At 70.5% G+C, this 26,106-nt stretch carries 24 protein-coding genes; 15 read left to right on the top strand and 9 right to left on the bottom strand.

From position 1 onward, the window contains the following. Positions 1-54 precede the first annotated feature (54 nt). The 4 genes from dnaG to ACH4YP_RS20375 form a co-directional block, all read right to left on the bottom strand. Entirely contained in the window at positions 55-1,962 is a 1,908-nt protein-coding gene (dnaG, locus tag ACH4YP_RS20360; protein ID WP_361068730.1) for a DNA primase, read from the bottom strand. A 46-nt stretch (positions 1,963-2,008) separates the two neighbouring features. Next, the gene (locus tag ACH4YP_RS20365; protein WP_361068728.1) at positions 2,009-3,274 is read right to left on the bottom strand and encodes an FAD-dependent oxidoreductase; all 1,266 of its coding nucleotides are present in this window, start codon (positions 3,272-3,274) and stop codon (positions 2,009-2,011) included. 121 nt (positions 3,275-3,395) lie between these two features. Further along, complete coding sequence (locus ACH4YP_RS20370) at positions 3,396-4,718, bottom strand: deoxyguanosinetriphosphate triphosphohydrolase (protein WP_398491598.1); 1,323 nt, start codon at positions 4,716-4,718, stop codon at positions 3,396-3,398. Between the two features lie 78 nt (positions 4,719-4,796). Beyond that, complete coding sequence (locus tag ACH4YP_RS20375) at positions 4,797-5,696, bottom strand: sirohydrochlorin chelatase (protein ID WP_361068721.1); 900 nt, start codon at positions 5,694-5,696, stop codon at positions 4,797-4,799. 210 nt (positions 5,697-5,906) lie between these two features. Here ACH4YP_RS20375 and ACH4YP_RS20380 point away from each other — a divergent pair, with 210 nt between their 5' ends. The 3 genes from ACH4YP_RS20380 (at position 5,907) to ACH4YP_RS20390 (ending at position 9,404) form a co-directional block, all read left to right on the top strand. Further along, positions 5,907-6,650: a vancomycin high temperature exclusion protein gene (locus ACH4YP_RS20380; protein WP_398491600.1), complete on the top strand. Its 744-nt coding sequence runs from the start codon at positions 5,907-5,909 to the stop codon at positions 6,648-6,650. A gap of 154 nt (positions 6,651-6,804) precedes the next feature. Beyond that, on the top strand, positions 6,805-7,104 hold the full coding sequence (locus tag ACH4YP_RS20385) for a hypothetical protein (RefSeq protein WP_398491602.1): 300 nt from the start codon (positions 6,805-6,807) through the stop codon (positions 7,102-7,104). A gap of 155 nt (positions 7,105-7,259) precedes the next feature. Continuing rightward, complete coding sequence (locus tag ACH4YP_RS20390; protein ID WP_398491604.1) at positions 7,260-9,404, top strand: molybdopterin oxidoreductase family protein; 2,145 nt, start codon at positions 7,260-7,262, stop codon at positions 9,402-9,404. Between the two features lie 156 nt (positions 9,405-9,560). Here the strand turns inward: ACH4YP_RS20390 and ACH4YP_RS20395 are convergent, their stop codons facing one another. Beyond that, positions 9,561-9,974 carry a gamma-glutamylcyclotransferase family protein gene (locus ACH4YP_RS20395; protein WP_361068710.1) on the bottom strand — a complete coding sequence of 138 codons (414 nt, stop codon included), beginning with the start codon at positions 9,972-9,974 and terminating at the stop codon, positions 9,561-9,563. A gap of 254 nt (positions 9,975-10,228) precedes the next feature. Here ACH4YP_RS20395 and ACH4YP_RS20400 point away from each other — a divergent pair, with 254 nt between their 5' ends. The 7 genes from ACH4YP_RS20400 to ACH4YP_RS20430 all read left to right on the top strand — a co-directional run bounded on the left by ACH4YP_RS20400 (position 10,229) and on the right by ACH4YP_RS20430 (position 17,509). Next, positions 10,229-11,872 carry a M4 family metallopeptidase gene (locus tag ACH4YP_RS20400; RefSeq protein WP_398491606.1) on the top strand — a complete coding sequence of 548 codons (1,644 nt, stop codon included), beginning with the start codon at positions 10,229-10,231 and terminating at the stop codon, positions 11,870-11,872. A gap of 332 nt (positions 11,873-12,204) precedes the next feature. Then, on the top strand, positions 12,205-12,639 hold the full coding sequence (locus ACH4YP_RS20405) for a VOC family protein (protein WP_398491608.1): 435 nt from the start codon (positions 12,205-12,207) through the stop codon (positions 12,637-12,639). A gap of 209 nt (positions 12,640-12,848) precedes the next feature. Then, positions 12,849-13,685, top strand: coding sequence for a helix-turn-helix domain-containing protein (locus tag ACH4YP_RS20410; protein ID WP_398491610.1), 837 nt, complete (start codon positions 12,849-12,851; stop codon positions 13,683-13,685). Between the two features lie 100 nt (positions 13,686-13,785). Continuing rightward, positions 13,786-14,256 (top strand): cupin domain-containing protein, encoded by a 471-nt coding sequence (locus ACH4YP_RS20415; protein ID WP_398491612.1) that lies wholly within the window; start codon positions 13,786-13,788, stop codon positions 14,254-14,256. Then, a complete protein-coding gene (locus ACH4YP_RS20420; protein ID WP_361068696.1) occupies positions 14,253-14,972 on the top strand; it encodes a GDSL-type esterase/lipase family protein in 720 nt (239 codons plus the stop codon). The genes ACH4YP_RS20415 and ACH4YP_RS20420 overlap by 4 nt, the downstream gene beginning before the upstream one ends. A 376-nt stretch (positions 14,973-15,348) precedes the next feature. Next, the gene (locus ACH4YP_RS20425; protein WP_361068693.1) at positions 15,349-16,500 is read left to right on the top strand and encodes a serine/threonine-protein kinase; all 1,152 of its coding nucleotides are present in this window, start codon (positions 15,349-15,351) and stop codon (positions 16,498-16,500) included. A gap of 79 nt (positions 16,501-16,579) precedes the next feature. Next, positions 16,580-17,509, top strand: coding sequence for an aminoglycoside phosphotransferase family protein (locus ACH4YP_RS20430; RefSeq protein WP_398491614.1), 930 nt, complete (start codon positions 16,580-16,582; stop codon positions 17,507-17,509). Positions 17,510-17,602: 93 nt separating this feature from the next. Here ACH4YP_RS20430 and ACH4YP_RS20435 read toward each other — a convergent pair whose 3' ends face one another. Both ACH4YP_RS20435 and ACH4YP_RS20440 read right to left on the bottom strand, forming a co-directional pair. Beyond that, positions 17,603-18,937: a coproporphyrinogen-III oxidase family protein gene (locus tag ACH4YP_RS20435; RefSeq protein WP_398491616.1), complete on the bottom strand. Its 1,335-nt coding sequence runs from the start codon at positions 18,935-18,937 to the stop codon at positions 17,603-17,605. Between the two features lie 27 nt (positions 18,938-18,964). Further along, positions 18,965-19,372, bottom strand: a complete 408-nt coding sequence (locus tag ACH4YP_RS20440) for an NUDIX domain-containing protein (RefSeq protein WP_361068684.1) — start codon at positions 19,370-19,372, stop codon at positions 18,965-18,967. 138 nt (positions 19,373-19,510) lie between these two features. Between ACH4YP_RS20440 and ACH4YP_RS20445 the strand changes: the two genes are divergently transcribed. Together ACH4YP_RS20445 and ACH4YP_RS20450 are read left to right on the top strand one after the other, a co-directional pair. Beyond that, a complete protein-coding gene (locus ACH4YP_RS20445) occupies positions 19,511-20,635 on the top strand; it encodes a hypothetical protein (RefSeq protein ID WP_361068682.1) in 1,125 nt (374 codons plus the stop codon). A gap of 36 nt (positions 20,636-20,671) precedes the next feature. Beyond that, positions 20,672-21,322 carry an AAA family ATPase gene (locus tag ACH4YP_RS20450; protein WP_398491619.1) on the top strand — a complete coding sequence of 217 codons (651 nt, stop codon included), beginning with the start codon at positions 20,672-20,674 and terminating at the stop codon, positions 21,320-21,322. 21 nt (positions 21,323-21,343) lie between these two features. On the opposite strand, the gene ACH4YP_RS20455 is transcribed toward ACH4YP_RS20450, so the two are convergent. Beyond that, positions 21,344-22,513, bottom strand: coding sequence for a hypothetical protein (locus ACH4YP_RS20455; RefSeq protein WP_398491621.1), 1,170 nt, complete (start codon positions 22,511-22,513; stop codon positions 21,344-21,346). 491 nt (positions 22,514-23,004) lie between these two features. On the opposite strand from ACH4YP_RS20455, the gene ACH4YP_RS20460 reads away from it, so the two are divergent. After that, positions 23,005-23,439, top strand: coding sequence for a hypothetical protein (locus tag ACH4YP_RS20460; RefSeq protein WP_398491623.1), 435 nt, complete (start codon positions 23,005-23,007; stop codon positions 23,437-23,439). Between the two features lie 337 nt (positions 23,440-23,776). Here the strand turns inward: ACH4YP_RS20460 and ACH4YP_RS20465 are convergent, their stop codons facing one another. Further along, a complete protein-coding gene (locus tag ACH4YP_RS20465; RefSeq protein ID WP_398491625.1) occupies positions 23,777-24,427 on the bottom strand; it encodes an NADPH-dependent FMN reductase in 651 nt (216 codons plus the stop codon). 328 nt (positions 24,428-24,755) lie between these two features. On the opposite strand from ACH4YP_RS20465, the gene ACH4YP_RS20470 reads away from it, so the two are divergent. Both ACH4YP_RS20470 and ACH4YP_RS20475 read left to right on the top strand, forming a co-directional pair. Then, positions 24,756-25,280: a hypothetical protein gene (locus tag ACH4YP_RS20470; protein ID WP_361066115.1), complete on the top strand. Its 525-nt coding sequence runs from the start codon at positions 24,756-24,758 to the stop codon at positions 25,278-25,280. 201 nt (positions 25,281-25,481) lie between these two features. Further along, entirely contained in the window at positions 25,482-26,078 is a 597-nt protein-coding gene (locus ACH4YP_RS20475; RefSeq protein ID WP_398491815.1) for a class F sortase, read from the top strand. Positions 26,079-26,106 lie beyond the last annotated feature (28 nt).

A 26,106-nucleotide genomic window follows, 5' to 3' on the forward strand; every position in this document is an offset into this window, starting at 1 on the left:
CACAGCGACGGGTGCCCCGCCGTACGCCGCCGAACCGGCCCGCGCACGCCTGTCTCAGAGCGCGCTCGCGCCCTTCTCGCGCAGGGCCTGGTCGTACTGCTGGAGCACCCACAACTCGTTCTGTACGGCAGCCAGCTGGGCCGGGTCGCCCTGGGCGCTGGCGCGGGCGAGGGTGCCCTGGACGTCCCGGACGCGGCGCTCGACGGCTCGACGGCGGACGGCGACCAGCTGATCGCCCGCGTAGTGCTCGTCGACGGTCTTGCGCATGATGGCCTCGACGGCCAGCTCGGTGACCATGGCGCGGACGGCGTCGTCGGAAGCCGCCTCGCGGACGCGGACCAGGTACTCCTGCGGGTCCTGGACGCCGTACTCCGCGCCGCCCGCCTCGATGATCGTCTCGCGGACGGCCGCGTACGGCGGGGCGGTGAACTCGTCCACGCCGTACGCGTCGAAGGCCGGGGAGACCAGTTCGGGGCGCTGGAGGGCGAGCTTGAGGAGCTCGCGCTCGGTGGCGAACACGGGGTTGCGGAGGGTCAGGGCGGGGCCGGAGGACGGCCTGGGTCCGCTGTTCTCGTAACTCTGCGGGGGGCGGCCGGTGCTCGTGGGCGCGGGGCCCTTGCCGCCGCGGTCGCGGGCCCAGCGGGCCAGCTGGGAGACGCGCTTGACGACGAACTGTGTGTCGAGGATGCCGAGCATGCCCGCGAGCTGGACGGCGACCTCGTGCTGGGCGCCGGTGTTCTTGATGCGGGCGACGATCGGGGCCGCCTCGTCGAGCGCGGCGGCGCGGCCCGCGGGGGTCTCCAGGTCGTAGCGCAGGATGATCTGGCGCAGGGCGAACTCGAAGAGCGGGGTGCGCGGTTCGACCAGGTCGGCGACCGCCGCGTCGCCCTTCGCGAGGCGCAGCTCGCAGGGGTCCATGCCGTCCGGGGCGATGGCGATGTACGTCTCGGCGGCGAACTTCTGGTCGTCCTCGAAGGCGCGCAGGGCGGCCTTCTGGCCGGCCGAGTCGCCGTCGAAGGTGAAGATCACGCGCGCCGAGCCGTTGTCCATCAGGAGCCGTCGGAGGATCTTGATGTGGTCGCCGCCGAAGGCCGTGCCGCAGGTCGCGATGGCGGTGGTGATGCCGGCGAGGTGGCAGGCCATCACGTCCGTGTAGCCCTCGACCACGACGGCCCGGCTGCTCTTGGCGATGTCCTTCTTGGCGAGGTCGATGCCGTAGAGGACCTGGGACTTGCGGTAGATCGGCGTGTCGGGTGTGTTCAGGTACTTCGGGCCGTTGTCCGACTCGTACAGCTTTCGGGCGCCGAAGCCGACGACCTCGCCGCCGATGTCGCGGATCGGCCACATGAGGCGGCCGCGGAAGCGGTCGATGGGACCGCGGCGGCCCTCCTGGGAGAGGCCGGAGAGGAGGATCTCCTTGTCGGAGAAACCCTTGCCGCGGAGGTGGCGCGTGAGGTGGTCCCAGCCCTGGGGGCTGTAGCCGACGCCGAAGTGGGTGGCCGCGGCCTGGTCGAAACCGCGCTCGGCGAGGAACTTGCGGCCGGTGTCGGCCTCGGAGCTGGTGTCGAGCTGCTCGATGTAGAACTGGGCGGCGACCTTGTGGGCCTCGACCAGGCGGATGCGCTCGCCGCGCTGGTGGGAGGGGTTGTAGCCGCCCTCCTCGTAGCGCAGCGTGATGCCTGCCTGGGCGGCGAGGCGCTCGACCGACTCCGAGAAGGTGAGGTGGTCGACCTTCATCACGAACGTGATGGTGTCGCCGCCCTCCTGGCAGCCGAAGCAGTGGAAGAGCCCCTTGCTCGGGCTGACCTGGAAGGAGGGCGACTTCTCGTCGTGGAAGGGGCAGAGACCCTTGAGGTTTCCGCCGCCCGCGTTGCGCAGCTGGAGGTACTCCGAGACCACGGCGTCGATCGGGACCGCGTCCCGAACAGCCTTCACGTCCTCGTCGTTGATCCTTCCAGCCACGCATGGATTCTACGGGGACGGTGTGACAGTCGAGCGCCGCCGTCGGTCATGGGACCAGACTGTCCAGCGGAACGTGCGGGTCCGCGAGTGCCTCGGAGTCCACCTGGGTCCGGGTCCGGATCAGCTGCTGGATCGGGTCCGTGACGTCCCACACATTCACGTTCATCCCGGCCAGCACCCGTCCTTCCTTCACCCAGAAGGCGATGAACTCGCGCTTGGCCGCGTCTCCCCGGATCACCACTTGGTCGTACGTGCCCGGGGGCGCCCAGCCCGAGTACTCAAGCCCTACGTCGTACTGGTCGGAGAAGAAATAGGGCACCCTGTCGTACGTCAGTTCGCGGCCCAGCATCGCGCGGGCCGCCGCCGGGCCGCCGTTCAGGGCGTTCGCCCAGTGCTCGACGCGCAGGCGGGTGTCGAACAGCGCGTGGTGGAAGGCGGCCACGTCACCGGCCGCGTAGATGTCGGGGTCCGAGGTGCGCAGCCGCTCGTCGACCGCGATGCCGCCGCCCTGCGCGCGGTCGACCATCGTGAGGCCCGCGGCCTCGGCGAGGCCGGTGCGCGGGGCGGCGCCGATGGCGGCCAGGACGTCGTGCGCGGGGTGCTCCTCGCCGTCGTCCGTGCGGGCCGCCAGGACCATGCCGTCCTGGCCGATGATCTCGGTGAGCCGGGCGCCGAAGTGGAAGCGGACGCCGTGCTCGCGGTGCAGCTCGGCGAAGAGCTGGCCGAGCTCGGGGCCGAGGACCGAGTGCAGCGGGGTCGGCCCGTGCTCGACGACGGTGACCTCGGCCCCGTACTCACGGGCTGCCGCGGCGATTTCCAGGCCGATCCAGCCGGCGCCCGCGATGACGAGGTGGCCGTTGTCCCGGCCGAGGGCGGTCAGTACGTGCTTGAGGCGCTCCGCGTGGGCCAGGCGCCGCAGGTGGTGGACGCCCGCGAGGTCCGTGCCCGGGATGTCGAGGCGGCGCGGTTCGGAGCCGGTCACCAGCAGCAGCTTGTCGTAGTGGACGAGCGTGCCGTCGTCGCCGAAGCGGACGGTTTTCGCGGTCCGGTCGATGGCGTCGACGGTCTGGCCGAGGTGCAGCTCGACGTCGTTGCGCGCGTACCAGGCGGGCTCGTGGACGAAGACGCTGTCGCGCTCCTCCTTGCCGAGCAGATAGCCCTTGGACAGCGGCGGGCGTTCGTACGGGTGGTCGCGCTCGTCGCAGATCAGTATCACGCGGCCCGTGAAGCCCTCCGCCCGGAGCGTCTCGGCCGCCTTCGCGCCGGCCAGCCCGCCTCCGACGATGACGAATGTCTGATCTGCGTCGACCACTTGATGCCTCCTCGTAAGGATGTCGCCACATGCGAGCGTCCCGCACGGAGCGTGATGGGGGAAGAGGGAGTGGCCCGATCAGGCCACGCAGGGTCACACCCTCCTCGTCCGGACGCCACAGCTACCCCGTGAGCCTCGCATGCAGTGATCGCGCGGAGGCGTCCGTCAGGGACGCGATCTGGTCGACGATCACCCGCTTGCGGGCACGGTCGTCCGGCGCCTGGTCGAACAGGGCTCGAAACTGCGGGTCCAGGCCGTCCGGCGCACGGGCGGTGAGCGCCTGCGCCAGCTCGGCGACCACGATCCGCTGGTCGGCGCGGAGCCGCTCCTGCTCGGCGCGCTGCATGACGTACCGGTCGGCGACGGCCTTGAGGACCGCGCACTCCAGGCGGGCCGCGTGCGGAACGACCAGCTCGGCCGCGTACCGGGTGAGCCGGCCCGTCCCGTACGCCGCGCGCGTGGCGCCCTCCGCGGCGAGGCAGAACCGGCCGATGAGCTGGCTGGTGGCGTCCTTCAGCCGGGCCTGCGCGACCGCCGAGCCGTCGTAGCCGTGCGGCCACCACTCCTGGTCCAGGAGGCGGTCGAGGGCTTCGGCGAGCTCGGCGGGGTCGGTGTCCACCGGGACGTACCGCCCGACGGCTACCGCGAAGATCTCCTGCCGCTCGGGCTCCGCGTGCAGGCAGTTGGGGTCGATGTGGCCCGCGTGGAGGCCGTCCTCCACGTCGTGCACGGAGTACGCCACGTCGTCGGCCCAGTCCATGACCTGGGCCTCGAAGGTGGTGCGGGTGCCGGGGGCGCCCTCGCGGACCCAGTCGAAGACGGGGCGGTCGTCGTCGTAGACCCCGAACTTCGGGGACTTCGGGTCGGTCGGGTGGGCGCCGCGCGGCCAGGGGTACTTGGTGGCGGCGTCCAGGGCGGCGCGGGTGAGGTTGAGGCCGACGCTGACGAGGTCGCCGCTCGATTCGCTTCTCACGAAGCGCTTGGGCTCGATGCGGGTGAGCAGTCTGAGCGACTGTGCGTTGCCCTCGAAGCCGCCGCAGTCCTCCGCGAACTCGTTCAGTGCCTGCTCTCCGTTGTGCCCGAAGGGCGGGTGGCCCAGGTCGTGGGAGAGACAGGCCGCCTCGACGAGGTCGGGGTCGCAGCCTAGGGCGGCGCCCAGCTCGCGGCCGACCTGGGCGCACTCCAGGGAGTGGGTCAGGCGGGTGCGGGGGCTCGCGTCCCAGACCTGGCTCCGGGTGCCGGGCGTGACGACCTGCGTCTTGCCGGCGAGGCGGCGCAGGGCCGAGGAGTGCAGTACGCGGGCGCGGTCGCGCTGGAAGGCGGTGCGACCGGGGCGTTTGTCCGGCTCTGTTGCCCAGCGGGCCACCGACGTGGGGTCGTAACCGGGGGGTGCGATATGGGGCTCGTACGGGGGTTGGGCGGTGTCGGTGCTGGTGCCTTCCATGTCCTGAACAGTAAGCGGAGCCGCCGACAATCGGGGCGCGGGCGTTGTGCGCCTGCGCGTCCGCCGGGGGCTGAGCGGCTACGCCGAGGCCAGTGCCCGTTCCGGTGTCGCCGGGGTCGCCAGGGTCTGGTCGTAGCGGTGCAGGACCAGGCGGGCCATTGACGGGTGGGCGCCCAGGGGAGCCGAGGCGATCCAGGGGGCCGCCGCCGCGCACTCGGTGGAGAAGCGGCCGGGGGCCGTGAAGTAGGAGGCGACCGCGACGCGGTGGCGACCCCGGGCCGAGAGGGCCCGTACGGCTTCGGGGACGGTGGGGGACGCGGCGGAGGCGTACGCCGGGACGACGGGGACGCCGAGTCGCTCGGCCAGGAGGCCCGCGGTGCGGCGGGTGTCGACGGCCGCGTCGGGGTCGCGGGATCCGGCGGCGGCGAGCACGACCCCGCTGGACCGGCGCTCCGCGTCGTCCCGGGGCGCCCGCCAGCCGGCCTCCGTCAGGCGCTCGTACAGCGTCTCCACGAGCAGCGGGTGCGGGCCGAGCGGCCCGGCGACGCGGGTGTTCGCCCGTGCGGCGGCCGCGGCCTCGGGGATGTCCTGCTTGACGTGGTAGCCGCGGCTGAGCAGCAGCGGTACGAGGACGGCGTCGCCGGTGCCGAGGCCCGCGAGCGTGTCGGGCAGCAGGGGCTCGTTCAGCTCGATGTGCCCCAGGTGCACGGGCAGGCCGGGGCGCAGGTCGCGGATCCGGTCCAGGAGGGTCCGGACGGTGCTCAGGGCGCGCGGGTCGCGGCTGCCGTGGCCCACGAGGACGAGCGCGGGCGGGGCGGGGCGCCGGGTGCCGTCGAGGGACACGAGGCTGAGCTGGCTGCCGAGCTGGCTGGTGATCCGGTTCATGAGTTGCGCCGTACTGTCGAGGTGGGCGCCACGCAGCGGCTGGCCGCCGGGGCGGGGCTTGGACTCGTCGCGAGCGGAGTTCGACGCCGTCATGCACCAATGGTGCGGGTCGGAGGTTGCCGCCCCGTTGCGCGGGAATGACGGGTGTTTTCCGGGGGTTCACGGTGGGGTGTACGGGGCCTGTGAGGCGCCGTGACCTGCGAATACGGCTCTCCGAGTGAAGCTGGTCACTGTACGCCGGGCGAACCGGATCACCGTAATGGGCGTCCTCAGGGTCGAGGCCACCTGGGGAGGGACCGTCCGATGCGACGTCCGAAGCTGCCGAAGCTGCCGAGACCGCGCCTGCTGCGACCTCGCCTTCCGAGGCCGCATCTGCCGAGACCGCGTCTGCCGCGCACCCGGACCGGGCAGCGGCGGGCCGTGCAGGCCGTGATGGCCGGGTGTGTCCTCGCGCTGCTTCCGTCGACGTGGATGTACGTGGTCACGGGCGACCGGCTGCGGACGACGGCGGACGTGCCGCGCACCGAGGTGGCGGTCGTCTTCGGGGCGGGGCTGTGGCGCGGCGAGCCGTCGCCGTACCTCGCGCACCGGCTGGACGCGGCGGCCGAGCTGTACCGGGACGGACGCGTGAAGGTGGTTCTGGTCACCGGCGACAACAGCCGCGAGGACTACGACGAACCGGACGCCATGCGTACCTACCTCACGGAGCGTGGCGTGCCCGACGCGCGGATCGTCAGCGACTACGCGGGCTTCGACACCTGGGACTCCTGTGTTCGCGCCAAGAAGATCTTCGGTGTCGACAGGGCCGTGCTGATCAGCCAGGGCTTCCACATCCGGCGGGCGGTCGCGCTCTGCCAGGAGGCGGGCGTGACGTCGTACGGGGTCGGGGTGGACGCCGTGCACGACGTGACCTGGTACTACGGGGGCGCCCGGGAGGTCTTCGCGGCGGGGAAGGCGCTCCTGGACGCGGTCTTCGAGCCGGATCCCCACTTCCTCGGGCCCCAAGAGCCGGGCGTGGAACGGGCGTTGGCGGCGAGTGGCCGATAGTCGACGAGACGCAGATCACGCGGGCCGCCGGGTTTGACGCGGACCGCTCACCCTGCCGCGTGAAACCGATTACGCAGCGCTCTGTAGTCAACTGATTACGGATAGTGTCTTTTTCGGGGGTTCGGATCCGAACCGGGCCCAAGGGAAAGGACACATGATGACTGGTCTGCGTACCGCCTTCGTCGCCGCGATGGCTGCGGCGTTGTTCTCGGCTCCGGCCGCCATGACGACCGCCGTGGCGGACGACGACGCGGCGGCGAAGGAGCCGGGATGCGCCAAGCTCGGTGCCTACGGCGAGGATTGGGCAGACATCCACAACGTGTGCAACTACACGATCAAGGCCAGTGTCGAAGTCGACGGCTTCGACCCGAGCTGTATCCAGATCGGCCCCGGCGGGGTCGGACGCATCGGCCTGGACCCGGGCGACGTCCCGTACTACGCGTACGTGTGCTGAGCCGGCGACCGAACCGGCGGCTGAGTGGCCGCTGGTTCTGAGAGGGGCCGGCGGGACGTCCTCACGTCCCGCCGGTTCCGGCGGGGAGGTCCCCGTGCCTGCCGTGTAACGGGGAGCGTCCCGCCGCGTAACACGGCCGCCGCACGCTGACCGGTATGCAGACCACCGCCACGCCCACCCACTGCCCGTACTGCGCCCTGCAGTGCGGCATGAATCTGACGCCGGCGCCGGGCGGCGCCGGCAGTCCGGTCGAGGTGACGGAGCGCCCGGACTTCCCGGTGAACCGGGGCGCCCTGTGCGGCAAGGGCCGTACCGCGCCCGCGCTGCTCTCCCCCGGGGTGCGGCTGACCTCGCCCCTGATCCGCAGGGCGGGAGTGCTGGAGCCGGCCGGCTGGGACGAGGCGCTCGACCGGATCGCCGAGGAGCTGTCCCGCACGCGTACGGAGCATGGCCCGGACGCGTGCGGGGTGTTCGGCGGGGGCGGGCTGACCAACGAGAAGGCGTACGCGCTCGGGAAGTTCGCCCGGGTCGTGCTCGGCACCTCGCAGATCGACTACAACGGCCGCTTCTGCATGTCGTCCGCGGCGGCCGGCGGTATCAAGGCCTTCGGCCTGGACCGGGGACTGCCCTTCCCCCTGGAGGACATCCCGAAGACGGGGTGCGTCATCCTGGTCGGTTCCAACCTCGCCGAGACCATGCCGCCGGCGCTCCGCTATCTCACCGAACTCAGGGAGAACGGCGGCACGTTGGTCGTCATCGACCCGCGCCGCACCCGGACCGCCGAGCAGGCCGACCTGCACCTCGCGCCCCGCCCGGGCACTGATCTCGCCCTGGCCCTCGGGCTGTTGCACCTGGTGGTGGCGGAGGGGCGTACGGACGAGGCGTACATCCAGGAGCGTACGAGCGGCTGGGAGGAGGCGCGGGCCGCCGCGATGGCGCACTGGCCGGAGTACGTGGAGCGGATCACGGGCGTGTCCGTGCCCCAACTCCGGGAGACCGTACGGATGTTCTGCGAGCCGGAGTCCGCGATGGTGCTCACCGCGCGCGGGCCCGAGCAGCACTCCAAGGGTACGGACACCGTCGGCGCGTGGATCAACCTCTGTCTGGCGACCGGGCGTCCGGGGCGGCCCTTCTCCGGATACGGCTGCCTCACCGGGCAGGGCAACGGGCAGGGCGGGCGTGAACACGGCCAGAAGGCCGACCAGTTGCCCGGCTACCGCAAGCTCGACGATCCCGCGGCCCGCCGCCATGTGGCCGAGGTCTGGGGTGTCGATCCCGACTCGCTGCCGGGCCCGGGCCGCAGCGCGTACGAGCTGCTCGACGCCATGGGTACGGACATCCGCGCGCTGCTGCTGATGGCGTCGAACCCGGTGGTGTCCGCGCCCCGGGCCGCCCACATCGAGGAGCGGCTGAAGTCCCTCGACTTCCTGGCGGTCGCCGACGTGGTGCTGTCCGAGACGGCCGAGCTCGCGGACGTCGTCCTGCCCGTCACCCAGTGGGCCGAGGAGAGCGGCACGACGACCAACCTGGAGGGGCGGGTCCTGCTGCGCAGGCAGGCGATCACTCCTCCTCAGGGCGTCCACAGCGATCTGCACGTGATGCACGAACTGGCCGGCCGGCTGGGCGTGTCGAAGGGCTTCCCCACCGACCCGGAGGAGGTCTTCGAGGAACTGCGCCGGGCCAGCGCGGGCGGGCCCGCCGACTACTCGGGCATCACGTATCGCCGCCTGGTGGAGGAGAACGGGGTGTTCTGGCCGTGTCCGGCGAGTGGCTCCGCCCGTGACCAGGAAGGTGGCGCTGAGGAGGGTGGTGCTGAGGAGACCGGCGTCCATCCCGGCACCCCTCGTCTTTTCCTCGACCGGTTCGCCACCCCTGACGGGCGTGCGCGGTTCGTCGCCGTGAACCATCGGCCGCTGGCCGAGGAGCCGGACGAGGAGTATCCGGTGCTGCTGACCACCGGGCGGGTGGTGTCGCAGTACCAGTCCGGTGCGCAGACCCGGCGGGTGGACGAGCTGAACGCCGCCGCGCCCGGTTCGTTCGTGGAGTTGCATCCTCGGCTGGCCGAGCGGGTCGGGGCCGTGGAGGGGGAGCCGCTGGCCGTGGTGTCGCGGCGCGGGCGCGCGGTCGCGCCCGCGCGGATCACCACCTCCATTCGGCCCGACACGGTGTTCATGCCGTTCCACTGGCCGGGCGAGGGGCGGGCCAACACGTTGACCAATCCGGCCCTCGACCCGACCTCGCGCATGCCGGAGTTCAAGGCGTGTGCGGTGCGGGTGGAGAGGGTTGAGCGGGTGGGCTGATCTTGTGGGTCGGTCTTGTGGGTCGAGCGTGGGCCCGTTGCGGCTTGTCGCGCCCACGCTGGGGGTCCCCCGCTTGAGCGAAGCCGAGAGTGGGGGAGGGGCCGCATCTGACACAGCCCCGCGCCCCTAAAAAGGGGCGTCACGTGATCCCCCGCCTCAGCGCGTCCGCCAGTCGCCCCCGTCGATGCGTCTCCCCCGGGCCCGCAGCGCCGCCGCGACCGAGGGGGCCGCCACGTACACCCAGGCCCGTACGTCCGTGCCGTCCTCGCGGGTCACCTCTCGGGCCACGCGCTCGTAGAGGTTGCCGGGGTCGCCCGGGGCGTACTCCTCCAACCGGTCGAGGGCGCCGAGGAGTTGGCCGTACCGGTCGGGGTCGGCCGTGACCAGTTCGCCGCACACCACGCCGCCGGGTTCCTCGACGGCGTACGGATAGCCCGGACCGTCGTAGAGCACCGCGCCGGTGAGTCGTCCCGGCACCTCCGAGCGCGTACGGCCGCGCAGGAAGAGGTCGTGGTTGTGCTCGCCGGGGCGCAGGGTCCCGTAGACGAAGAAGGGCAGTCGGCCGCTCACCCGATGGTCTCCTCTCCCCGGTCTCCCCGGCGTCTCCGGGGCTTGCTCTCCCCAGCGTCTCCGGGGTTGCTCCCACCGGTCTCTCCCGGCGTGCCCGGACCTTTGCAGAAACGATTCTCACCCCTCACACATCCCCCGGCAGTCCGCTATGGACATGCCAGGTCCGGGCCACCTAGAACTGGGCGGACACCCCCACCAGTCACTCCCCACTCCCCCCACCACCACGCGTTTCGCGTGCCTTCCCGAGGAGTTCGATGAGTCGGACACGGCACATCCGAGGCTCGCGCCTCGCCACCGTCGGTATATCGGCGGCGGCCACCACTCTGCTGGCGGGGGCGCTGGCCCCGAGCGCCGTGACGGCCGACGGTCCGACCCGGGACACCGTCCTCGGCAACGCGGCGGCGGTGCTCGCCGACCAGGCCGCCCGGCTGGGTCTCACCTCCGCGCAGGACACCAGGGCCCGTGACGTGGTCGTCGACGCGGACGGCACCCAGCATGTGCGCTACGACCGGACGTACCGCCAACTCCCCGTGCTGGGCGGCGACTTCGTGGTCCACATGACGGCGGCCGGCGCCTACCGGTCCACCGACCGGGCCACCACGCGCCCGCTCTCCCTCACGGGCATCACGCCGTCGGTGTCCGCCCCGAAGGCCGCCGATCTGGCCGCCGCGGCGCTGCGCCTCGCGAACGTCGGCGAGACGCTCCGCAAGGTAACCGCCAAGCCCCGGCTGGTCGTTGACGCCCTGCACGGTGCTCCCAGGCTGGCCTGGCGTACCGAGGCCGGGGGCAAGGACTCGCTCGGCAACCCGGTCGCCCGCGTGGTCCTCACCGACGCGGTCACGGGCAAGCAGATCGACGCCTGGGACAGCATCGAGACGGCGACCGGGGACGGCCGTTCCCTCTACAGCGGCAAGGTCCCGCTGGAGACGACGCGGTCCGGTTCGACGTACCAACTCTCCGACGCCACACGGGGAAACACGTACACGGGCGACACGAAGAACAAGACGGACTCCTGCATTCTCATCATCTGCTACCAGCGTGCCCCCGCGCCCGTCCTCACCGACGCCGACAACCACTGGGGAACCGGGGCGACTTCGAGCAGGGCCTCGGCGGCGGTGGACGCGCAGTACGGCACCGACACCACCTGGGACTACTACAAGAACGTCCACAAGCGCACCGGCATAGCGGGCGACGGCAAGGGCTCGTTCAACCGGGTGCACTACGGCAGCGCGTACAACAACGCGTTCTGGGACGACAGTTGCTTCTGCATGACGTACGGGGACGGGGACGGGAAGACCTTCGGACCGCTGGTGTCCCTGGACGTGGCCGGGCACGAGATGTCGCACGGCGTGACGTCCAAGACGGCGGCGCTGACGTACTCGGGCGAGCCAGGCGGCCTGAACGAGGCGACGTCGGACATCTTCGGGACGCTGGTGGAGTTCTACGCCAAGAACCCCGCCGACCCGGGAGACTGGCGGATCGGCGAGAAGATCGTGAAGTCCGGCTTCGGCCGCTCCGCGCTGCGCTACATGGACCAGCCCTCCAAGGACGGCGACTCCGCGGACTGCTGGACCTCCACGGTCGGTGACCTGGACGTCCACTACTCCTCGGGCGTCGCCAACCACTTCGCGTACCTGCTCGCGGAGGGCAGCGGCCCGAAGACCATCGGCGGCGTCGCCCACAACGGCACGACCTGCAACGGCGCGAAGGTGACCGGCATCGGCAAGGCCAAGCTCGGCGCGATCTGGTACCGGGCGCTGACGGTCTACATGACGTCGTCCACGAAGTACGCGGGCGCGCGGGTCGCCACGCTGAGCGCGGCGAAGGATCTGTACGGGGCGAGCAGTGCGGAGTACCGGGCGGTGGGTGCGGCCTGGTCGGCGGTGTCCGTGAACTGACACCGGGCGGGCTCGTGCAGCGGGGCAGGGGCGGCGCGGTAGGAAGTAGGAGGTAGGAGGCGGGAGCCCTCTGGGGCTCGGCCGGGAAACCGCGTTGCCCCGGCCCCGGCCCGGCACTAAGGTCGTTCGGGTGACTGCCGGGTCGGCCTTGGGCCATGCACGAGTGGGGTTCCCGGCCTCGGCGTGAGCGCGAGGCGGGCCAGGGCCCCGCCGTTTCTCCGTGTCTTTGCAGCAGGCGCAGCCGCCCGAGCGGTGTGCCCTGGCCCAGAACGCGCATGCGCGTACACGCGCCCATCGACGCGCGCACCCAAAGACCCGGAGACACCTCACTCATGTCACACGACCAGCAGCAGCCGAACCTGAACTCCTCCGAACTGCCCACGGCCACCGTCCAGTTGAACCACACCGTCGTCTACGCGACGGACCGACAGCTGTCGGCCGAGTTCCTCGCCGCGGTCCTGGAGCTGAAGGTCGGCGCCCCCTTCGGGCCCTTCCTGCCCATCGACCTCGGCAACGGCGTGACCCTCGACTACTACGAGTTCAGGGACGGGCCGATCCAGTCCCAGCACTACGCCTTCCTCGTCCCCGACACCCGGTTCGACGCCATGATCGCCCGCCTGGAGGTGCTCGGCGTCACGTACTACGCGGACCCCAGCCACACCGAACCCGGCCGGACCAACGACCTGTTCGGCGGCCACGGCGCCTACTTCGCCGACCCGGACGGCCACAACATGGAGATCATGACCCGGCCGTACGCCCGTCCCTGACGGACCGCGTGCCGACGTTCGGGCGAGGGCTTCCCGGCCCCGCCCGGCCAGGTCCTCACGGAGGCTCGGCCGTGGCTCCCCCTTCGGATCTGACACGGAGATCCGCAAGACGCGCTCGGCGAGGGCGAGTAGCTGTTCGGCTGTGGACAAGGCTTCGCGGTCCGGATGGTGATCTTGCCGGGCTCGGCGGCGCTCGTACACTGGCGAAGATGGAGGACCACACGGCCACCGGGATCGGTGCACGTCCGGCGCCCGCCCTGCGACGGTATGTCGACTCGTATGTCGGTTTCGACCTCCGCGGGCTCCCGGCGGGGGTGCACTGCGGCCCGCCGAGCCGCGTACTCACCGCGGTGATCAGCCTGTCAGACCCTATGGAGATGGCGGCGGGCGTTGACGACGGGTCGCCGGTCACCCGATTCAGCAGCGTGGCCGGCGGTCTGATGTGCCGGTCCGTCGCGATCCACCACGACGGACGCCAGCAAGGTGTGAAGGTATCGCTGACACCGCTCGGGGCTCGGACCATCTACGGCATGCCCGCCGCCGAGCTCGCCCACCGACTGGTTCCACTTGACGAGCTTCTCGGAGCGCTCGGCGTCGAGTTGGTCGACCGGCTCCGAGCGGCGACAACATGCGCGGCGCGGTTCACCGCGCTGGACGAATTGCTCCTCCGAGCTGTCGGCCGTGGCGCCGGCGGCGACCGCGTGCGCCGGGTGCACCCCGAGGTGGCCGAGGCCTGGCGCCGCCTCGTCGCCGCGCGGGGCCGCGTCCAGGTCGGTGCGGTCGCCGCGGATCTCGGCTGGAGCCGTCGGCACCTCGCCGAGCGGTTTCGCGGTGAGGTGGGCCTGTCGCCGAAGACCTTCGCCCGAGTCTTGCGCTTCGAGCACGCGCACGAACTGGCGGCGGCGCAGGACCCGCTCCCCTGGGCCGATGTGGCGACCGTCTCCGGTTACGCCGACCAGGCCCATCTCGTGCGGGACTGGCGCGAGTTCACGGGCCGATCGCCGACGGCCTGGCGCCGTGGCGAAGTCCTCCTCGGGGCCGGGTAGCCGCCGACCGTCCGCCCGTCGCGTCAGCTTCTGTTCCCTTTCCTTTTCTGTTCCCTTTCCTTCAAGACCGCCCGATCGCTGTCCTGTGACGATCGTCGGCATGAGACTCGTCAACAACGAACGCGACGCCATCGACCTGCGGACCACCCCCGTGCACCTCGGGCTGGGATCGAGAGCGAAACCCGTCGAGGGCTTCGCCTGGGACCCGGAGGTGCTCCGGGCCTACAGCGCCGCGGTCGCGCCGGACGGCGCCGAGGGCCGGATGGTGATGATCTTCGACGGCGACGGCCCCGGCGACCATTGGGAGAGCCACTCCGCGGGCGACGAACTGGTCGTCTGCCTCAGCGGTTCGGTGACGGTCACCCGCGAGGTGGACGGGGTGCCCGACCGCGTGCTGCTCGGGCCGGGCGAGGCCACCGTCAACCCGGCCGGGGTATGGCACGCGGTCGACATGGAGGGGCCGGCGTCCATCCTGTCCATCACCGCGAGTCTCGGCACCGACCACCGTCCTCGGACCGACACCCGCCCGACCGAACGCGTCGGCACACCCGGCCTGGAGGAAACGCCGTGACGACACGCATCGCGTGCCTCGGCGACAGCCTCACCCGCGCGCAGTTCAGCGTCGACTACCTGGACCTTCTCGGGCGACGCCACCCGCCCGGCGACGTGCGGCTCGCCCGCTTCGGCGCCAACGGCGACTTCGCGTACAACCTCTTGCAGCGCCTCGATGCCGTCGTCGCGAACCCGCCCGATGTGATCACCGTGTTGATCGGGAGCAACGACGCCCGAGCGAGCATTGCCGGCTACCGCGTCGAGCAGGCCATGAAGCGCAAACAGCTCCCCGAGCGCCCGTCGGCCGGCTGGTTCCGACAGTGCCTGGGAGCCGTCGTCGCACGGCTGCGAGCGGAGACCGACGCGACGGTCGGTCTGCTGTCGCTCCCGGTACTCGGCCAACAACTCGACGGAGCGGCGGCACAGGCATCGCAGGCGTACAGCCGGATGATCGCCGAGGTCGCCGCCACCAACGAGGTGACCTACCTTCCGCTCCACGAACGCCAGATCGAGGAACTGCGCCGAGCGGACCCGCCGCCGATTCCATACCGGGAGGTGACGCCCGCAGCGGCTGTCGGCGTCCTCGTCCAGCACGCGGTGCTGCGCCGCAGCCTCGACACGATCTCGCGGCGCCGAGGTCTCGTGCTCACGACCGACCACATCCACCAGAACAGCCGCGGCGCCACCCTTGTCGCTGAGGTCATCGACGCCGGTCTGCTGACCCGGAGCGCGTAACTGGTCCGGCGCCGCGGCCAGTCGGACGCCATCTAGCGCGCGGAGGCGGCGTGCGGTCCAGGCGGCCAACACCTACCGCGTCAAGATCAACCAACGGTTCGACGGCGGGGAGGGCCTGGTGGCCGTGTCTTGCGCGTCCTGCACGTTAGGCGCGTCCGGTGCGTCCGCCTCGCCCGGCTCATCCGGTACGCCCGGTGCGTCCGGCCCGTCCTGCGCGCCCATGTCCAACTCCCTACCTGTGCAGCCCTGTTGGGGATGACGGGACCCGGCCCCCCTCCGCCCTTTGCCCGAGCAAGATAGAGCCGTCCGGGTCCCGAGATCAGCCCGTGGAGAATTCCCGGTGTCTCCGGACGTGCCCCTGTGGAACTCTGAACCAATGCCCGCTTCCCGGTACCACAGTGACCCCAGCGACCGCAGTGACACCTCCAGCAGGCGGCACGGCGCGCGCCTGGCCACGTACAGCACCGTCTCCGCCGCTTTGGCCAAGTACGACGACGACGAACTGGACGCCCTCGTGCGCGGGGCGGCGCCGCTCGGTTCCGGCATCGGCGGGCGGTCGGCGCTCCTGGATGTCGACGGCACCCAGGTCTTCGTCAAACGCGTGCCCCTGACCGTGGTGGACACGCGGCCGGGGAACGTCCGGTCGACCGCGAACGTCTACGGCCTGCCTCCCATCTGCCACTACGGCATCGGCGGGCCCGGCTTCGGCGCCTGGCAGGAACTGGCCGTACACGAGATGACCACCGACTGGGTGCTCGCGAACGACTTCCAGGGCTTTCCGCTGACGTACCACTGGCGCGTACTGCCGGACTACGCGGACCACACGAGCGACGCTGACGACTTGAGCGACTCGCGGGCTCTCCCCGAAGAGTTGGCCGACGTCGACCAGGTCGTCGCGTTCTGGGACGGCAGCCCGGAGGTGCGCCGGCGGCTCGAAGGGCTCCGGGAGCCATCGGCGAGCCTCACCCTCTTCCTGGAGTACGTCCCGCAGACCCTCCACCAGTGGCTCGGGGAACGGATCGGGGAGGGCGGGGAGTCGGCGGACCTGGCGTGCTCCTGGGTGGACGAGGCCCTGCACGCGGGCACGTCCTTCATGAACTCGCGCGGGCTCGTCCACTTCGACGCCCACTTCGAGAACATCCTGACCGACGGCCGACGCCTGTACTTCGCCGACTACGGCCTGGCCCTGTCCTCCGGTTTCGACCTCTCCCCGGAACACACCCGTTTCTTCGAGCGGCACCGGACGTACGACCGCTGTTACACGATCACCTACCTGGTGAAATGGCTGATCACCGCCGTCTACGAGTACGGGAGGGACGAGCGCGAGGAAATGATCCGCGCCTGCGCCCACGGCGCGCACCCCGCCGAACTCCCCGACGCCGCCGCGGCGATCGTGACGCGATACGCGCCGCTGGCCACGGTGTTCGCGGACTTCAGCCGCACACTCCAGAACGAGAGCAGGCGAACCCCGTATCCGTGGGAGGAGCTTCACCGGATCGGCGTCGGCCACGGCCTGTTCGTCTCCTGACGGCTCCGTCTCCCAACGACGGCCGTCTTCTGACCGCACCATCTCCCGACGACTGCCCACGACCGACCTACGGAGACCCATGCCCTCCGGCCCGAAGATGCACGCCGACGAACTCGACATCGACGCCGCGCTCGTCGGCCGACTGGTGGCGGGGCAGTTCCCCGAGTGGGCGGACCTGCCCGTCCGGGAGGTCCGTTCCGCCGGGACCGACAACGCCATGTACCGGCTGGGCGACGACATGGTCGTACGGCTGCCGCGGCTGCCCGGTGGGGCACGGCAGGTGGACAAGGAGCAGCGGTGGCTGCCGCGCCTGGCGCCGCACCTTCCGCTGGCCGTGCCGGTGCCGCTCGCCAAGGGGGCGCCCGGCGAGGGGTACGCGCTGCCGTGGGGTGTGTTCCGCTGGCTGGACGGCGAGAACGTCTACGACGCGCCTCTCACCGGTCACGCCGAACTCGCCTATGCCGCCGTCGAGTTGGGTCAGTTCGTCGCTGCGCTGCGGAAGGTCGACGCCACCGGCGGGCCGCCGTCCTGGCGCGGCGGGCCCCTCACCGACGACGGTGAGGACGACGTCCGTGCCGCGATCCGCGACCTGGGTACGGCCGGCACGCTGGACGCGGACCTCGCGACCACCGCCTGGGAAGAGGCCCTGCGGCTCCCCCAATGGGACGGCGACCCGGTCTGGCTCCACGGCGACCTCCTGCCGGGCAACCTGCTCGCCCACGGAGGCCGCCTCAGCGCGGTCATCGACTTCGGCGGCCTCGGCGTCGGCGACCCGGCGGCCGACGTACTCGCCGCCTGGGCCGTCTTCACTCCGGAGACCCGCCGCCTGTTCCGCGAGGCGGCCGACGTCGACGACGTGACCTGGGCCCGGGGACGGGGCTGGGCCCTGTGCTTCGGCCTGGCCGCGGAACACCACTACCGGGTCACCAACCCCGTACTCGCCGCCGTGGCACACCGAGCGGTGACGGAGGCGCTGACCGAGTACGGGGGCGCGAACGGGGCCCCGTAATACCTCGCCACGAAGTACTACGTGGCGAGGTATTACGTGGACTGGCACCGCCGTTCGGCGATGGCACGGCCACCGAGGCGACGGGTTATGCCTTCACTCGTCGTAGTCGAATTGCGCGAGGCGTTGTTTCACAGGTTGGCTGAAGAAAAGCTGCACCAGCACGTCTCTGTGCCGGATTCCCTGCTGAGTCAGCCGTAGCCGACCGGAGGTTTCTTCCAGCAGCTCAAGGTCTTTGAGGAGCGTGATCTCCGTGCTGAAACGGTCTCCTGGCTGTTCCCCGAGTGTTTTGTAGTACCAGTCGAGATCAAGGTCGATCAGACCGAGCGCCATGGCTTTACGGCATCGTTCGTCATGCGTCATCAGGAAACCGCCGGTCCGGCCATGGCCTGTGCGGGCCACCGCGTCGAAGTACTCCCGCAAGGCACGCATTCGATGACGCACGCTGTAGCCGTTGCGGTAGTCGCACTCCCACAGATAGCCGCGAGCACCCGCACCGATCCCGATCACCGGTTGCAATGCCCAGTGATTCTCCTTCTGCCGGTAGCCGCCACTGGGGCCACGAGCCCATCGGACATGCGTCTGCTGCTGGTATCCGGCTTTGCGCAGCTGCTCATCGACATAGTCGTACTTCGCGTACTGCTCGGGTCCGTCGAGTTCGGTGTAGCCCCGGGCGGCGAACCCCGTACTCGGGCGCAGCGTCAGCGCGTAGGCGCAGACGGTCTCCGGGCCTCTGCGCACGACCTCGTCGACGCTTCTCCGCCAGGCCTGACGGTCCTGGCCGGGCAGGCCGTAGATCAGATCGACACAGACGTTCTCGAAGCCCACGTCCTGGACGGTCTGCAGTGCGTCGAGAGGGACGTGCGCGGTGTAGGCACGCCCGATGCCCTTCAGTTCGGTGTCCTGCAGCGACTGGAATCCGAGGTTGACGCGGTTGATGCCAAGCGTGCGGTAGGCACGGAACTTGTCGTGCTCCACCGTGGAGGGGCTGACCTCCATGGCCACTTCCGGGACGGTACTGGCGTCCAGGCCGAGCACGTCCTGCAGCCCGTTCAGGACACGCTCCAGCTGAGCGGGGGTGAGCAGAGAGGGCGTGCCGCCGCCGAAGTACAGGGTCGCGACGGGCCGACGGCTCAACAGCGGTGCCCAGTGGGCCAGTTCACGCAGGAGTGTCGTGATGTAGGTGTCCACCAGCTCGCCGTCGCGTGCGGCGACCGCGTACAGGTTGCAGAAGCCGCAGATCTGTTCACAGAACGGGAAGTGGAGGTAGAGGTTGACGGGGCTGCCGGGCTGCCGGTTCAGGGAGGCGTTCACGGCACGGGTCATGTCGTCGTCCGTCAACGGACTGTATGCCTGGCGCGGAGGGTACATGTAGGCGTAGTCGGCCCTGACCTCGCGGTCGAGCATGGAGCGCAGTTCGTGTGCGCTCACGGTGTCGATAAGGACGTGCACGTTCGGTTAGTCCCCCGCTTTGAAGGCGCTGCCGCAGTGCGACAACAGCGCGCGTACGTTAGGCGAAAGCTGATCCCACAGTTCGTTCACTTCGGCCCGGGAGAGGTAGCGAAGATCGTCAAAGATGGCTTCCTGGGGTGTGGGAACGCCATCGGCGAAGGTCACGGAGAACCACTCGTAGTGCATCAACTGCCCGTGCTGTTCGAAGTCGTGGCTGCCAAGGTGCTGTCCGACCGTCACCTCGATGCCGAGTTCCTCGCGCAGTTCTCGCCGGACGGTCTGCTCCGGTGGCTCCCCGGCCTCGGTTTTTCCGCCCGGAAGCTCCCACTGGGGCGACGGGGCGGTGCGGTGCAGGAGCAGGAGGCGGGCTTGGGCGTCAAAGCAGACTCCGCCTGCCAATTGGAGCGCTGTCACGGCGGAACAGTACAGCAGACGGGCATCCGCTTCTGAGCCGGCGGCACGGGAGTTCATCTCATTGCCGCTGTCTGTTCGGTGCGGCATTCTGTGGACGACTGTCGGTGGCCACGTGGTTACACGGCTGGGGGAGGTCGCGTGCCGGAACTGAGTCTGATCGCTCTCGTCTGCGATGCGGACCATTTGGCTCTTGAGCAGGCCGGGCTCATTGACGCAGCGACGGCGACCCAGCCGTTCGGCATACGTAGATGGACTCTCTGCAGCATCGTGCGGCAGTTCCCACCCCTGAGAAGTACGACCTGTCAGGTCTCACATTTTCTTTTCGGTGCCGACGAGTTGGAGATCACCGGCGTCGGCGGAAGTGACGCTTCCATGGAGCTGGACACGCTGCTGCGCAGGCACTGTGACGCCGTCGTACTGTTCGCCGGGCCCAATGCGGCCGGCCGAAACGGCATCAGCGAGGTCATCCGGCGCGTCGCGGACGAGCAGCCCCAGACGGCTTTTGTCGTGGTCGCCCTGTGCGAGGACAGCCTGGAGGTCATCCGGCAGCTCGCGCATCTGCGGCACTTTCGGATACCGGGTGAGGGTGAGGTGCTCTCGGTGACCAGTACCCGCCAGGGACACCTGGCCCCGTATCAGTGGCAATTCGCCGAAGTCCTCAAGGACTTGCAACAGGAACGGATCGACCAGCCCACGATCGGCGTCGGAGCTCTGCTGGTCAGCCGTCGCGACGGGCGGTTCTTCCTGTCGCGGCGTACCTGGCAGAACGGTCTCGACACGCTGGGAACGTTCGGCGGGCCTCTGCAGCGAAACGGCTCGGTTGCCGACACCATCCTGGCCTACGGCCAGCAGCGCTTTCACCTGCCCTCACGGCTCATCACTCCCGGGCCCCTGCTCGCCTGTACCAATATGCGCGAAGCAACCGGACACTACGTCGACATGACGTTTCTCTTCACCACGTCGGAGTCCATTCCCTCTCCGGTGCACGGCACTTCGTGGGCGTCGATCGAAGAGATGCAGTCCCATCTGGAACACGACCGTCTCTACCCGCCCGTCGCCAACGCCTTCCTGCGCTACTGCGCGCTCGAAGCCTTCGGACGGCTGAGCCGCGCGGTACTGGCGCCTCCGACACTGTCCTGGATCCAGCCGAACTTCACCGAACCGGCGTCGCTGCCCACCGACCGGCTGCTGGAGATCGCGGCCCTCCTGGGAAGCCAGAGCCCGCCACGAGAAATGTGGCCGCTGTTCTTCGAGCACGGCTAGCCTTCGACGCGCGGCCATGGCTAGCGTGATCGCACCATGGACCCTGTCTCCCCGTCCGACGGACAACACCGGCGCGAGCGCCCTCAGCCGGGTTCCGCCGTCCTGATCATCGGCCCCCCGGCCGCCGGCAAGTCGACCCTCGCGAAGGCCTTGGTCTCTCTGACGGGCCCGGCCGCGGACCTGTTGCTTCTGGACACGGTCCACAGGCAGCAGTGCCCACCTCCCGGAGGGCCCGGCTACCACTACGAGGGCGAGCAGCTCGTACTCGACGACCGGCCTCGTCTGATGCGGCTGGCTCTCAAGGGGTTCAACGACCTCATTCACCGCTATCAGGACGGCACGGAGACAGCCGTACCCATCGTCGAATTCGCGTCGGCCGACTACGCCCAGGCACTCGCCCAACTGCCCGCGCTGCGCGCGATGAGGGTCTGCACCTTGGAGATCACCGCCCCCCTTGACGTCCTGCGCATCCGCAACGCCGCGCGCGCCGTGGTCGATCAGGTACCCGACGTGTTCCTCAGCGCCTCGCAGGCCGCCGACACGGGGGCCGCTGTCGCACTCGCCGACGGCCGGTACCGGCTCGTGGACACCTCTGTCCCGCCACAGGGTTCGACACTGGACATGGTGTGCCGGCAACTGCGGGACTGGCAGCTGTACTTGACCGCTGATGGCTTGCCCACGTCGTGAGTGCCGCCGTCGGCACAGCGGTCACAGGTAGACGATGCGCCTGCGTGCCGCCAGCGCGGCGGCGGGAAAGAACAAGAACCCGGTGAGCAGTGCCGCCAGCCAGACCGCGGTGTCCCAGACACCGGGCAGCTGGCCCGGGTTGAGCGCATCCACGTTCCCGGTCAGTCCCAGCGGCGCGAAATACAGTCGGGGGATCATGACCAGGAATCCCCGGCCCGAGGAGTCCGGGATCATCCCGATCGCATGCAGGAGCAGTGCCCCGACTGTCGCGACCACCAGCTGCGCCACCAAGGGGGCGGCGACACTCTGCCCGTACCGGATGGGGCGCAGGAACTCGAGCATCCAACGGTCCGTGCTGCGCCAGGACTGGGCACGCCGGCGGTAGTCCATCTCCGCGTGCCGTGCGGTCATCCGCACTCCGCCGGAGGCACCACGCTCCTCCAGTGTGCGCAGCAGCGCAGCCCAGTAGGCCGCGAGGTAGCGGTCGTCCGCGGAGGCACGCATGGCTCGTGCCCGGACCGCTCCGTCCCGTCCGTTCGCTCCGGCCCAGAACGCGACATGTGCGGCCTCCCCCAGCCGCGTCAGTGCCAGCTGGTCGAGGGTGAAAGCAGAGACTTCCGCGAGTTCGGCCCCCGCGACCTCCCTGACCCGGCGGACCTCGACACCGGTGGACGGATCTCCGTGCAGCAGGCACCCGGGACGCATCGCCAAGGACGCCAGCGTTCCTTGCGCCGCCAGCACCCGTGCCCGGCTGCCCAGTACCAGGCCGGCGGGATCGCCGAAATGCGGCCGGTCGAGCCCTCCACCGCGCAGCTCCAGGAAGCCCGGACCCGCGATGCGCACCCCGGACGGCATGTGGGCGTCCGCCTCGCCGGGATCGGGCTCGACAACGATCCGTGCTCCTGCGCCGATGCTCAGGAGCACGTCATCATGCAACTGGTCGGTATGCAGACAGGCCGATTCGCCGTGTCCGCCCACCACCACGCTCTCCCCGGCGATCCTCCGGGTGCGAAGGACCCCCGCCAGGTCGAGCGAGTGGCCTTCTTCCAGACACAGGCTGTCGACGCGCGCGTCTCCCTCCAGGCACGCGGGCCCGGTGACGCGAAGCCGGCCCAGCGTGCCGGCCGGCACCGTGACCAGTTTCGATTCGCTCTCCAGGACCAATTCGTCGGGCCAGCCCTGCAGATCCACGTGGAGTCCCCGAAAAGCGAGGCTGGGCAGCCGCCCATTGCCTTGATCCGGCAGCAGGACCGTCACACGGGGTGGAATCCCCACCCCTGCCACCGCCGCAACATGGATCCGGGGGCGGGAGTCAAAGATGCGCAGGCGCCGCACGGAGCCGTCGACGACGACACACACAAGCGCCCCCGCGGGCGCGTCGCTCGCCACCTCGAGATCGAGAACGCCTACCCGGTAGGGGTACGGGCGCAACTCCGCCGGCCCCTCCACGACACGAGCATCAGCCCCGGCGACCATGCCCCTCATGATGAAGCCACCCGCTGCGGCCCGGTAGAGCGTCCCCGGACCCCAGCGGCCATCCGCTGCCCCAACGACCCGACAAGCAAGGTCAGTTGACCGTTCCCCCCGCGTGCAGCCGCTGAATATACAGTGTCCGCCGGCGATGTCATGGCCGTGGGAAGAAGTTCTCAAACAATCGAGCGGTACGGACAGGAGACAGAACTATGGCAGTCATGGCGGAATCAACGTCGTCCGCCGGCGATGTCATGTCGGCGATCGCGACGATCTGCCTGCTGCTCACCACCGTGGTGACCGTTTACGGCTTCATCTGCAGGGAGCTGCTGACAAGCCCTCGGAGTTCCAGAGGGGGTGCCGGCCACAGCGGCACGGAGACCGGAACGGCCCGACCGTTCGTCATGGGGTGCGCCGCGGTGGTGGTCGGCCATATCGCGGGATCGGCTGTACGAGACACCTGGGAGTTCGAGTACTTCTTCGCGATAGAAGTGCTCGTCTACGCTACGGCACTCCACTTCCTCAACCCTGTCTTCACCCAGCACAATTGGACGCTTTCGGCCCGTCGGGCAACGACTGCGGGGGTAGTTCTCATCGCGTTCCTCGGCAGCGCCGCATCGGCCTCTTCCGGCGGAATCCTCTCGTAGGGATCGACACAGGGCTCAGGCATCCGCCGCCCCGGCCGACGGCTGGGGCGACTTGGCGAGGGGCGGCTTGGCGAGGGGCGTCGCCGCGTACGGGTTCGTCGAGCACCCCGTCAGTCACCGCCCGCAAAGGCACCTGACCGCTTCGCGCCCGCGCGCCCGGCCTCCGTACCGGCTAGGGCCCTTCTGATGGATCTCCGCGGCGTCGCGACGCCCGGCACGCACGCTCGCCGCACGGCGCGAAGGGCCAGGTGGCTCCGCCACATGACCCTCCACACCGCACGCCGATCGCACGCACCGACCGCCGCTCCTTCTCCCACGGAGATCCATCAGAAGGGCCCTAACCCCCGTACGGCCGGACCGACTTCGCCTCCCGCAACGCCAGACCCCACCACGCCAGCTGGTCCAGCATCACCTTTACCGCCGCGTCCGGCGCCGACGGGTCCTTGTGGCGGCCCTGGTCGTCGAAGGACGCGCCCGCGTTGTGGAAGGACACGGTGTCACGGACGGTGACGGCGTGGAGCTCGGCGAAGACCTGGCGGAGCTGTTCGACGGCTCGGAGGCCGCCCGAGAGGCCGCCGTAGGAGACGAAGGCGACGGGCTTGGCCCGCCACTCGTGGAAGTGCCAGTCGATGAGGGTCTTGAGGGACGCGGGGAAGGAGTGGTTGTACTCGGGGGTGAGGACGACGAAGGCGTCGGCGCCGGCCAGGCGGGGCGTGACCTTGCCCAGCTCGGCGGCAACCTCGGCGGACGGGGAGTGGGAGAGGGCCGTCGGCAGGTGTGCGTCGGCGGTGTCGACGACGTCAACCGCGAGGTCGGCCCGGTCCCGGATCCGGCTCAGCAGCCACTCCGCGACGACCGGCCCGAACCGGCCCTCCCGGTTGCTGCCGACGATCACGGCGATCTTCAGGGGCGCGGGGAGGGGAACGGGCTCGGGGATGGAGGCGGAGACGGGGACCGGAACCTCTGTGGTGGAGGTGGTGGAGTTCATGGGCCCCAGCCTCATACCTCAACCAAACTTCAGGTCAAGTCGGCCGGTCGGGTGGCCACCCGGAGTGACCGGTCACCCGTTCACACGCGTCGGCCGTTCCGTTCGGGTTCTTTTCGCGGATGTGGTGGCGACACGCCGATGACCTGCCGAAACATCCCCGGACGGCCCGCCCGGAGCCTCCACCTGACAGCCGTTCACATCGATTCTGACGCCTCATCAGGAGGCGTGTGTCCCCGACTGCCACTTTCCTCGGTAGGGCAGGGGCGTGACCGACGCAGCGGCACATGGGGGTGCCGCGGGTCGTGCCCTCTCGGAGGAGCAGGCAACGATGCGCACAGCCCGTCCGCTGACCGGTACCGCGCTCGCCGTCGCTGCGGTGGCCCTCGTCGCCGCCCCCGCGTACGGCGTCGGAACGGGGTCCATCGAGCTGTACCCGGCCACGGTCGCGCCCGGCGCCGAGGTCACGGTGAACACGGCGGCGTGCGGTGCGGCGGACGCGGTGTCGGGTGACGCCGGTGCCGTCGGCGCGGGTGCCTTCACGCTGCCGACCAGCGCGCACGAGGGCGACGCGGTCGGGCAGTTCCGGGTGCCGCCGTCCGCCCAGCCCGGTACGTACGAGATCGTCGTGCGCTGTTCGAGCGGCAGGCGGATGACGGGCGACCTGGTGGTCACGCTCACCTCCACCGAGGAGGGCGGGCAGCAGGTCCACCCGAGAGGAAGCGTGAAGACGGGGGTCGGCGGCGCACTGGGCCCCGACCCCGTGCAGACCGCGGCGGGAGTGGCGGCCCTGGCCGTCGCCGCCGCGGGCGGTACCTGGCTCCTGCATCGCCGGGCGAGAGGCGACGGGATCTGACGGACACCCTCCGCTGTCCGTCCGCCGGTACCGCCGTCCCCTCCCCCTCCGGGCCCGACGCCCCTCGCGTCCCGGAGGGGGACGCGGGACCGGACGACCGGGTGACCAGGGGATTCGAGAACCCCGGGAACCCCAGCCCCCAGCCCTCAGCCCTCAGCCCCCGGAGAGGAGACGTACGTGCATCGGTTCGCCACCATTTCAATGGTCGCCGTCACCCTCGTCGCCCTCCTCTCCGGTGCCTGGCTGCTGCGCAGTGGGGCACAGACGCATGCCCCGCCGCAGCCCTCGGCCGCACAGGGGCGTGCCGGTGCTCATGTGGACCGGCCCGCGGCCGCCGCGTTGCCGCCCGCCGCGCCCGCCCGTGTCCGTATCCCCTCGATCCGGGTGGACGCCCCCCTCCTGGGCCTCGGCCTCACCCCGCAGGGCAGCCTCGACGTGCCACCGGCCGACCGGGCGAACCTCGCCGGCTGGTACGAGGCCGGTACCGCGCCGGGCGAGACGGGCACCGCGATCGTCGCCGGCCATGTCGACAACTCCGAGGGGCCCGCCGTCTTCTACCGTCTCGGCGCCCTGGAGAAGGACAGCACCATCGAGGTCGAGCGCCGCGACGGCAGGGTCGCCCTCTTCTCGGTCGACGCGGTCGAGGCGTACGACGCCCGGGACTTCCCGGACGAGAAGGTGTACGGCGCCGCGCGGCGCCCGGAGCTGCGGGTCATCACCTGCGGCGGCGGCTACTCGGAGGCGACGGGCTACCAGGGGAACGTGGTCGTCTTCGCCCACCTGACGGGCAGCCGCTAAAAGCCGGTCATGGCGGCCTCCACGTCGG

This window comes from Streptomyces sp. NPDC020747, from assembly GCF_044334695.1.
Taxonomy (GTDB): domain Bacteria; phylum Actinomycetota; class Actinomycetes; order Streptomycetales; family Streptomycetaceae; genus Streptomyces.

Coding starts and splice junctions, on each gene's coding strand:
- ACH4YP_RS20400 (WP_398491606.1), top strand. CDS start 10,229: ATGAGTCGGACACGGCACATCCGAGGCTCGCGCCTCGCCACCGTCGGT.
- ACH4YP_RS20425 (WP_361068693.1), top strand. CDS start 15,349: ATGCCCGCTTCCCGGTACCACAGTGACCCCAGCGACCGCAGTGACACC.
- ACH4YP_RS20475 (WP_398491815.1), top strand. CDS start 25,482: ATGGTCGCCGTCACCCTCGTCGCCCTCCTCTCCGGTGCCTGGCTGCTG.
- ACH4YP_RS20465 (WP_398491625.1), bottom strand. CDS start 24,427: ATGAACTCCACCACCTCCACCACAGAGGTTCCGGTCCCCGTCTCCGCC.
- ACH4YP_RS20470 (WP_361066115.1), top strand. CDS start 24,756: ATGCGCACAGCCCGTCCGCTGACCGGTACCGCGCTCGCCGTCGCTGCG.
- ACH4YP_RS20385 (WP_398491602.1), top strand. CDS start 6,805: ATGATGACTGGTCTGCGTACCGCCTTCGTCGCCGCGATGGCTGCGGCG.
- ACH4YP_RS20430 (WP_398491614.1), top strand. CDS start 16,580: ATGCCCTCCGGCCCGAAGATGCACGCCGACGAACTCGACATCGACGCC.
- ACH4YP_RS20410 (WP_398491610.1), top strand. CDS start 12,849: ATGGAGGACCACACGGCCACCGGGATCGGTGCACGTCCGGCGCCCGCC.
- ACH4YP_RS20380 (WP_398491600.1), top strand. CDS start 5,907: ATGCGACGTCCGAAGCTGCCGAAGCTGCCGAGACCGCGCCTGCTGCGA.
- ACH4YP_RS20370 (WP_398491598.1), bottom strand. CDS start 4,718: ATGGAAGGCACCAGCACCGACACCGCCCAACCCCCGTACGAGCCCCAT.
- ACH4YP_RS20405 (WP_398491608.1), top strand. CDS start 12,205: ATGTCACACGACCAGCAGCAGCCGAACCTGAACTCCTCCGAACTGCCC.
- ACH4YP_RS20390 (WP_398491604.1), top strand. CDS start 7,260: ATGCAGACCACCGCCACGCCCACCCACTGCCCGTACTGCGCCCTGCAG.
- ACH4YP_RS20415 (WP_398491612.1), top strand. CDS start 13,786: ATGAGACTCGTCAACAACGAACGCGACGCCATCGACCTGCGGACCACC.
- ACH4YP_RS20375 (WP_361068721.1), bottom strand. CDS start 5,696: ATGACGGCGTCGAACTCCGCTCGCGACGAGTCCAAGCCCCGCCCCGGC.
- ACH4YP_RS20460 (WP_398491623.1), top strand. CDS start 23,005: ATGGCAGTCATGGCGGAATCAACGTCGTCCGCCGGCGATGTCATGTCG.
- ACH4YP_RS20450 (WP_398491619.1), top strand. CDS start 20,672: ATGGACCCTGTCTCCCCGTCCGACGGACAACACCGGCGCGAGCGCCCT.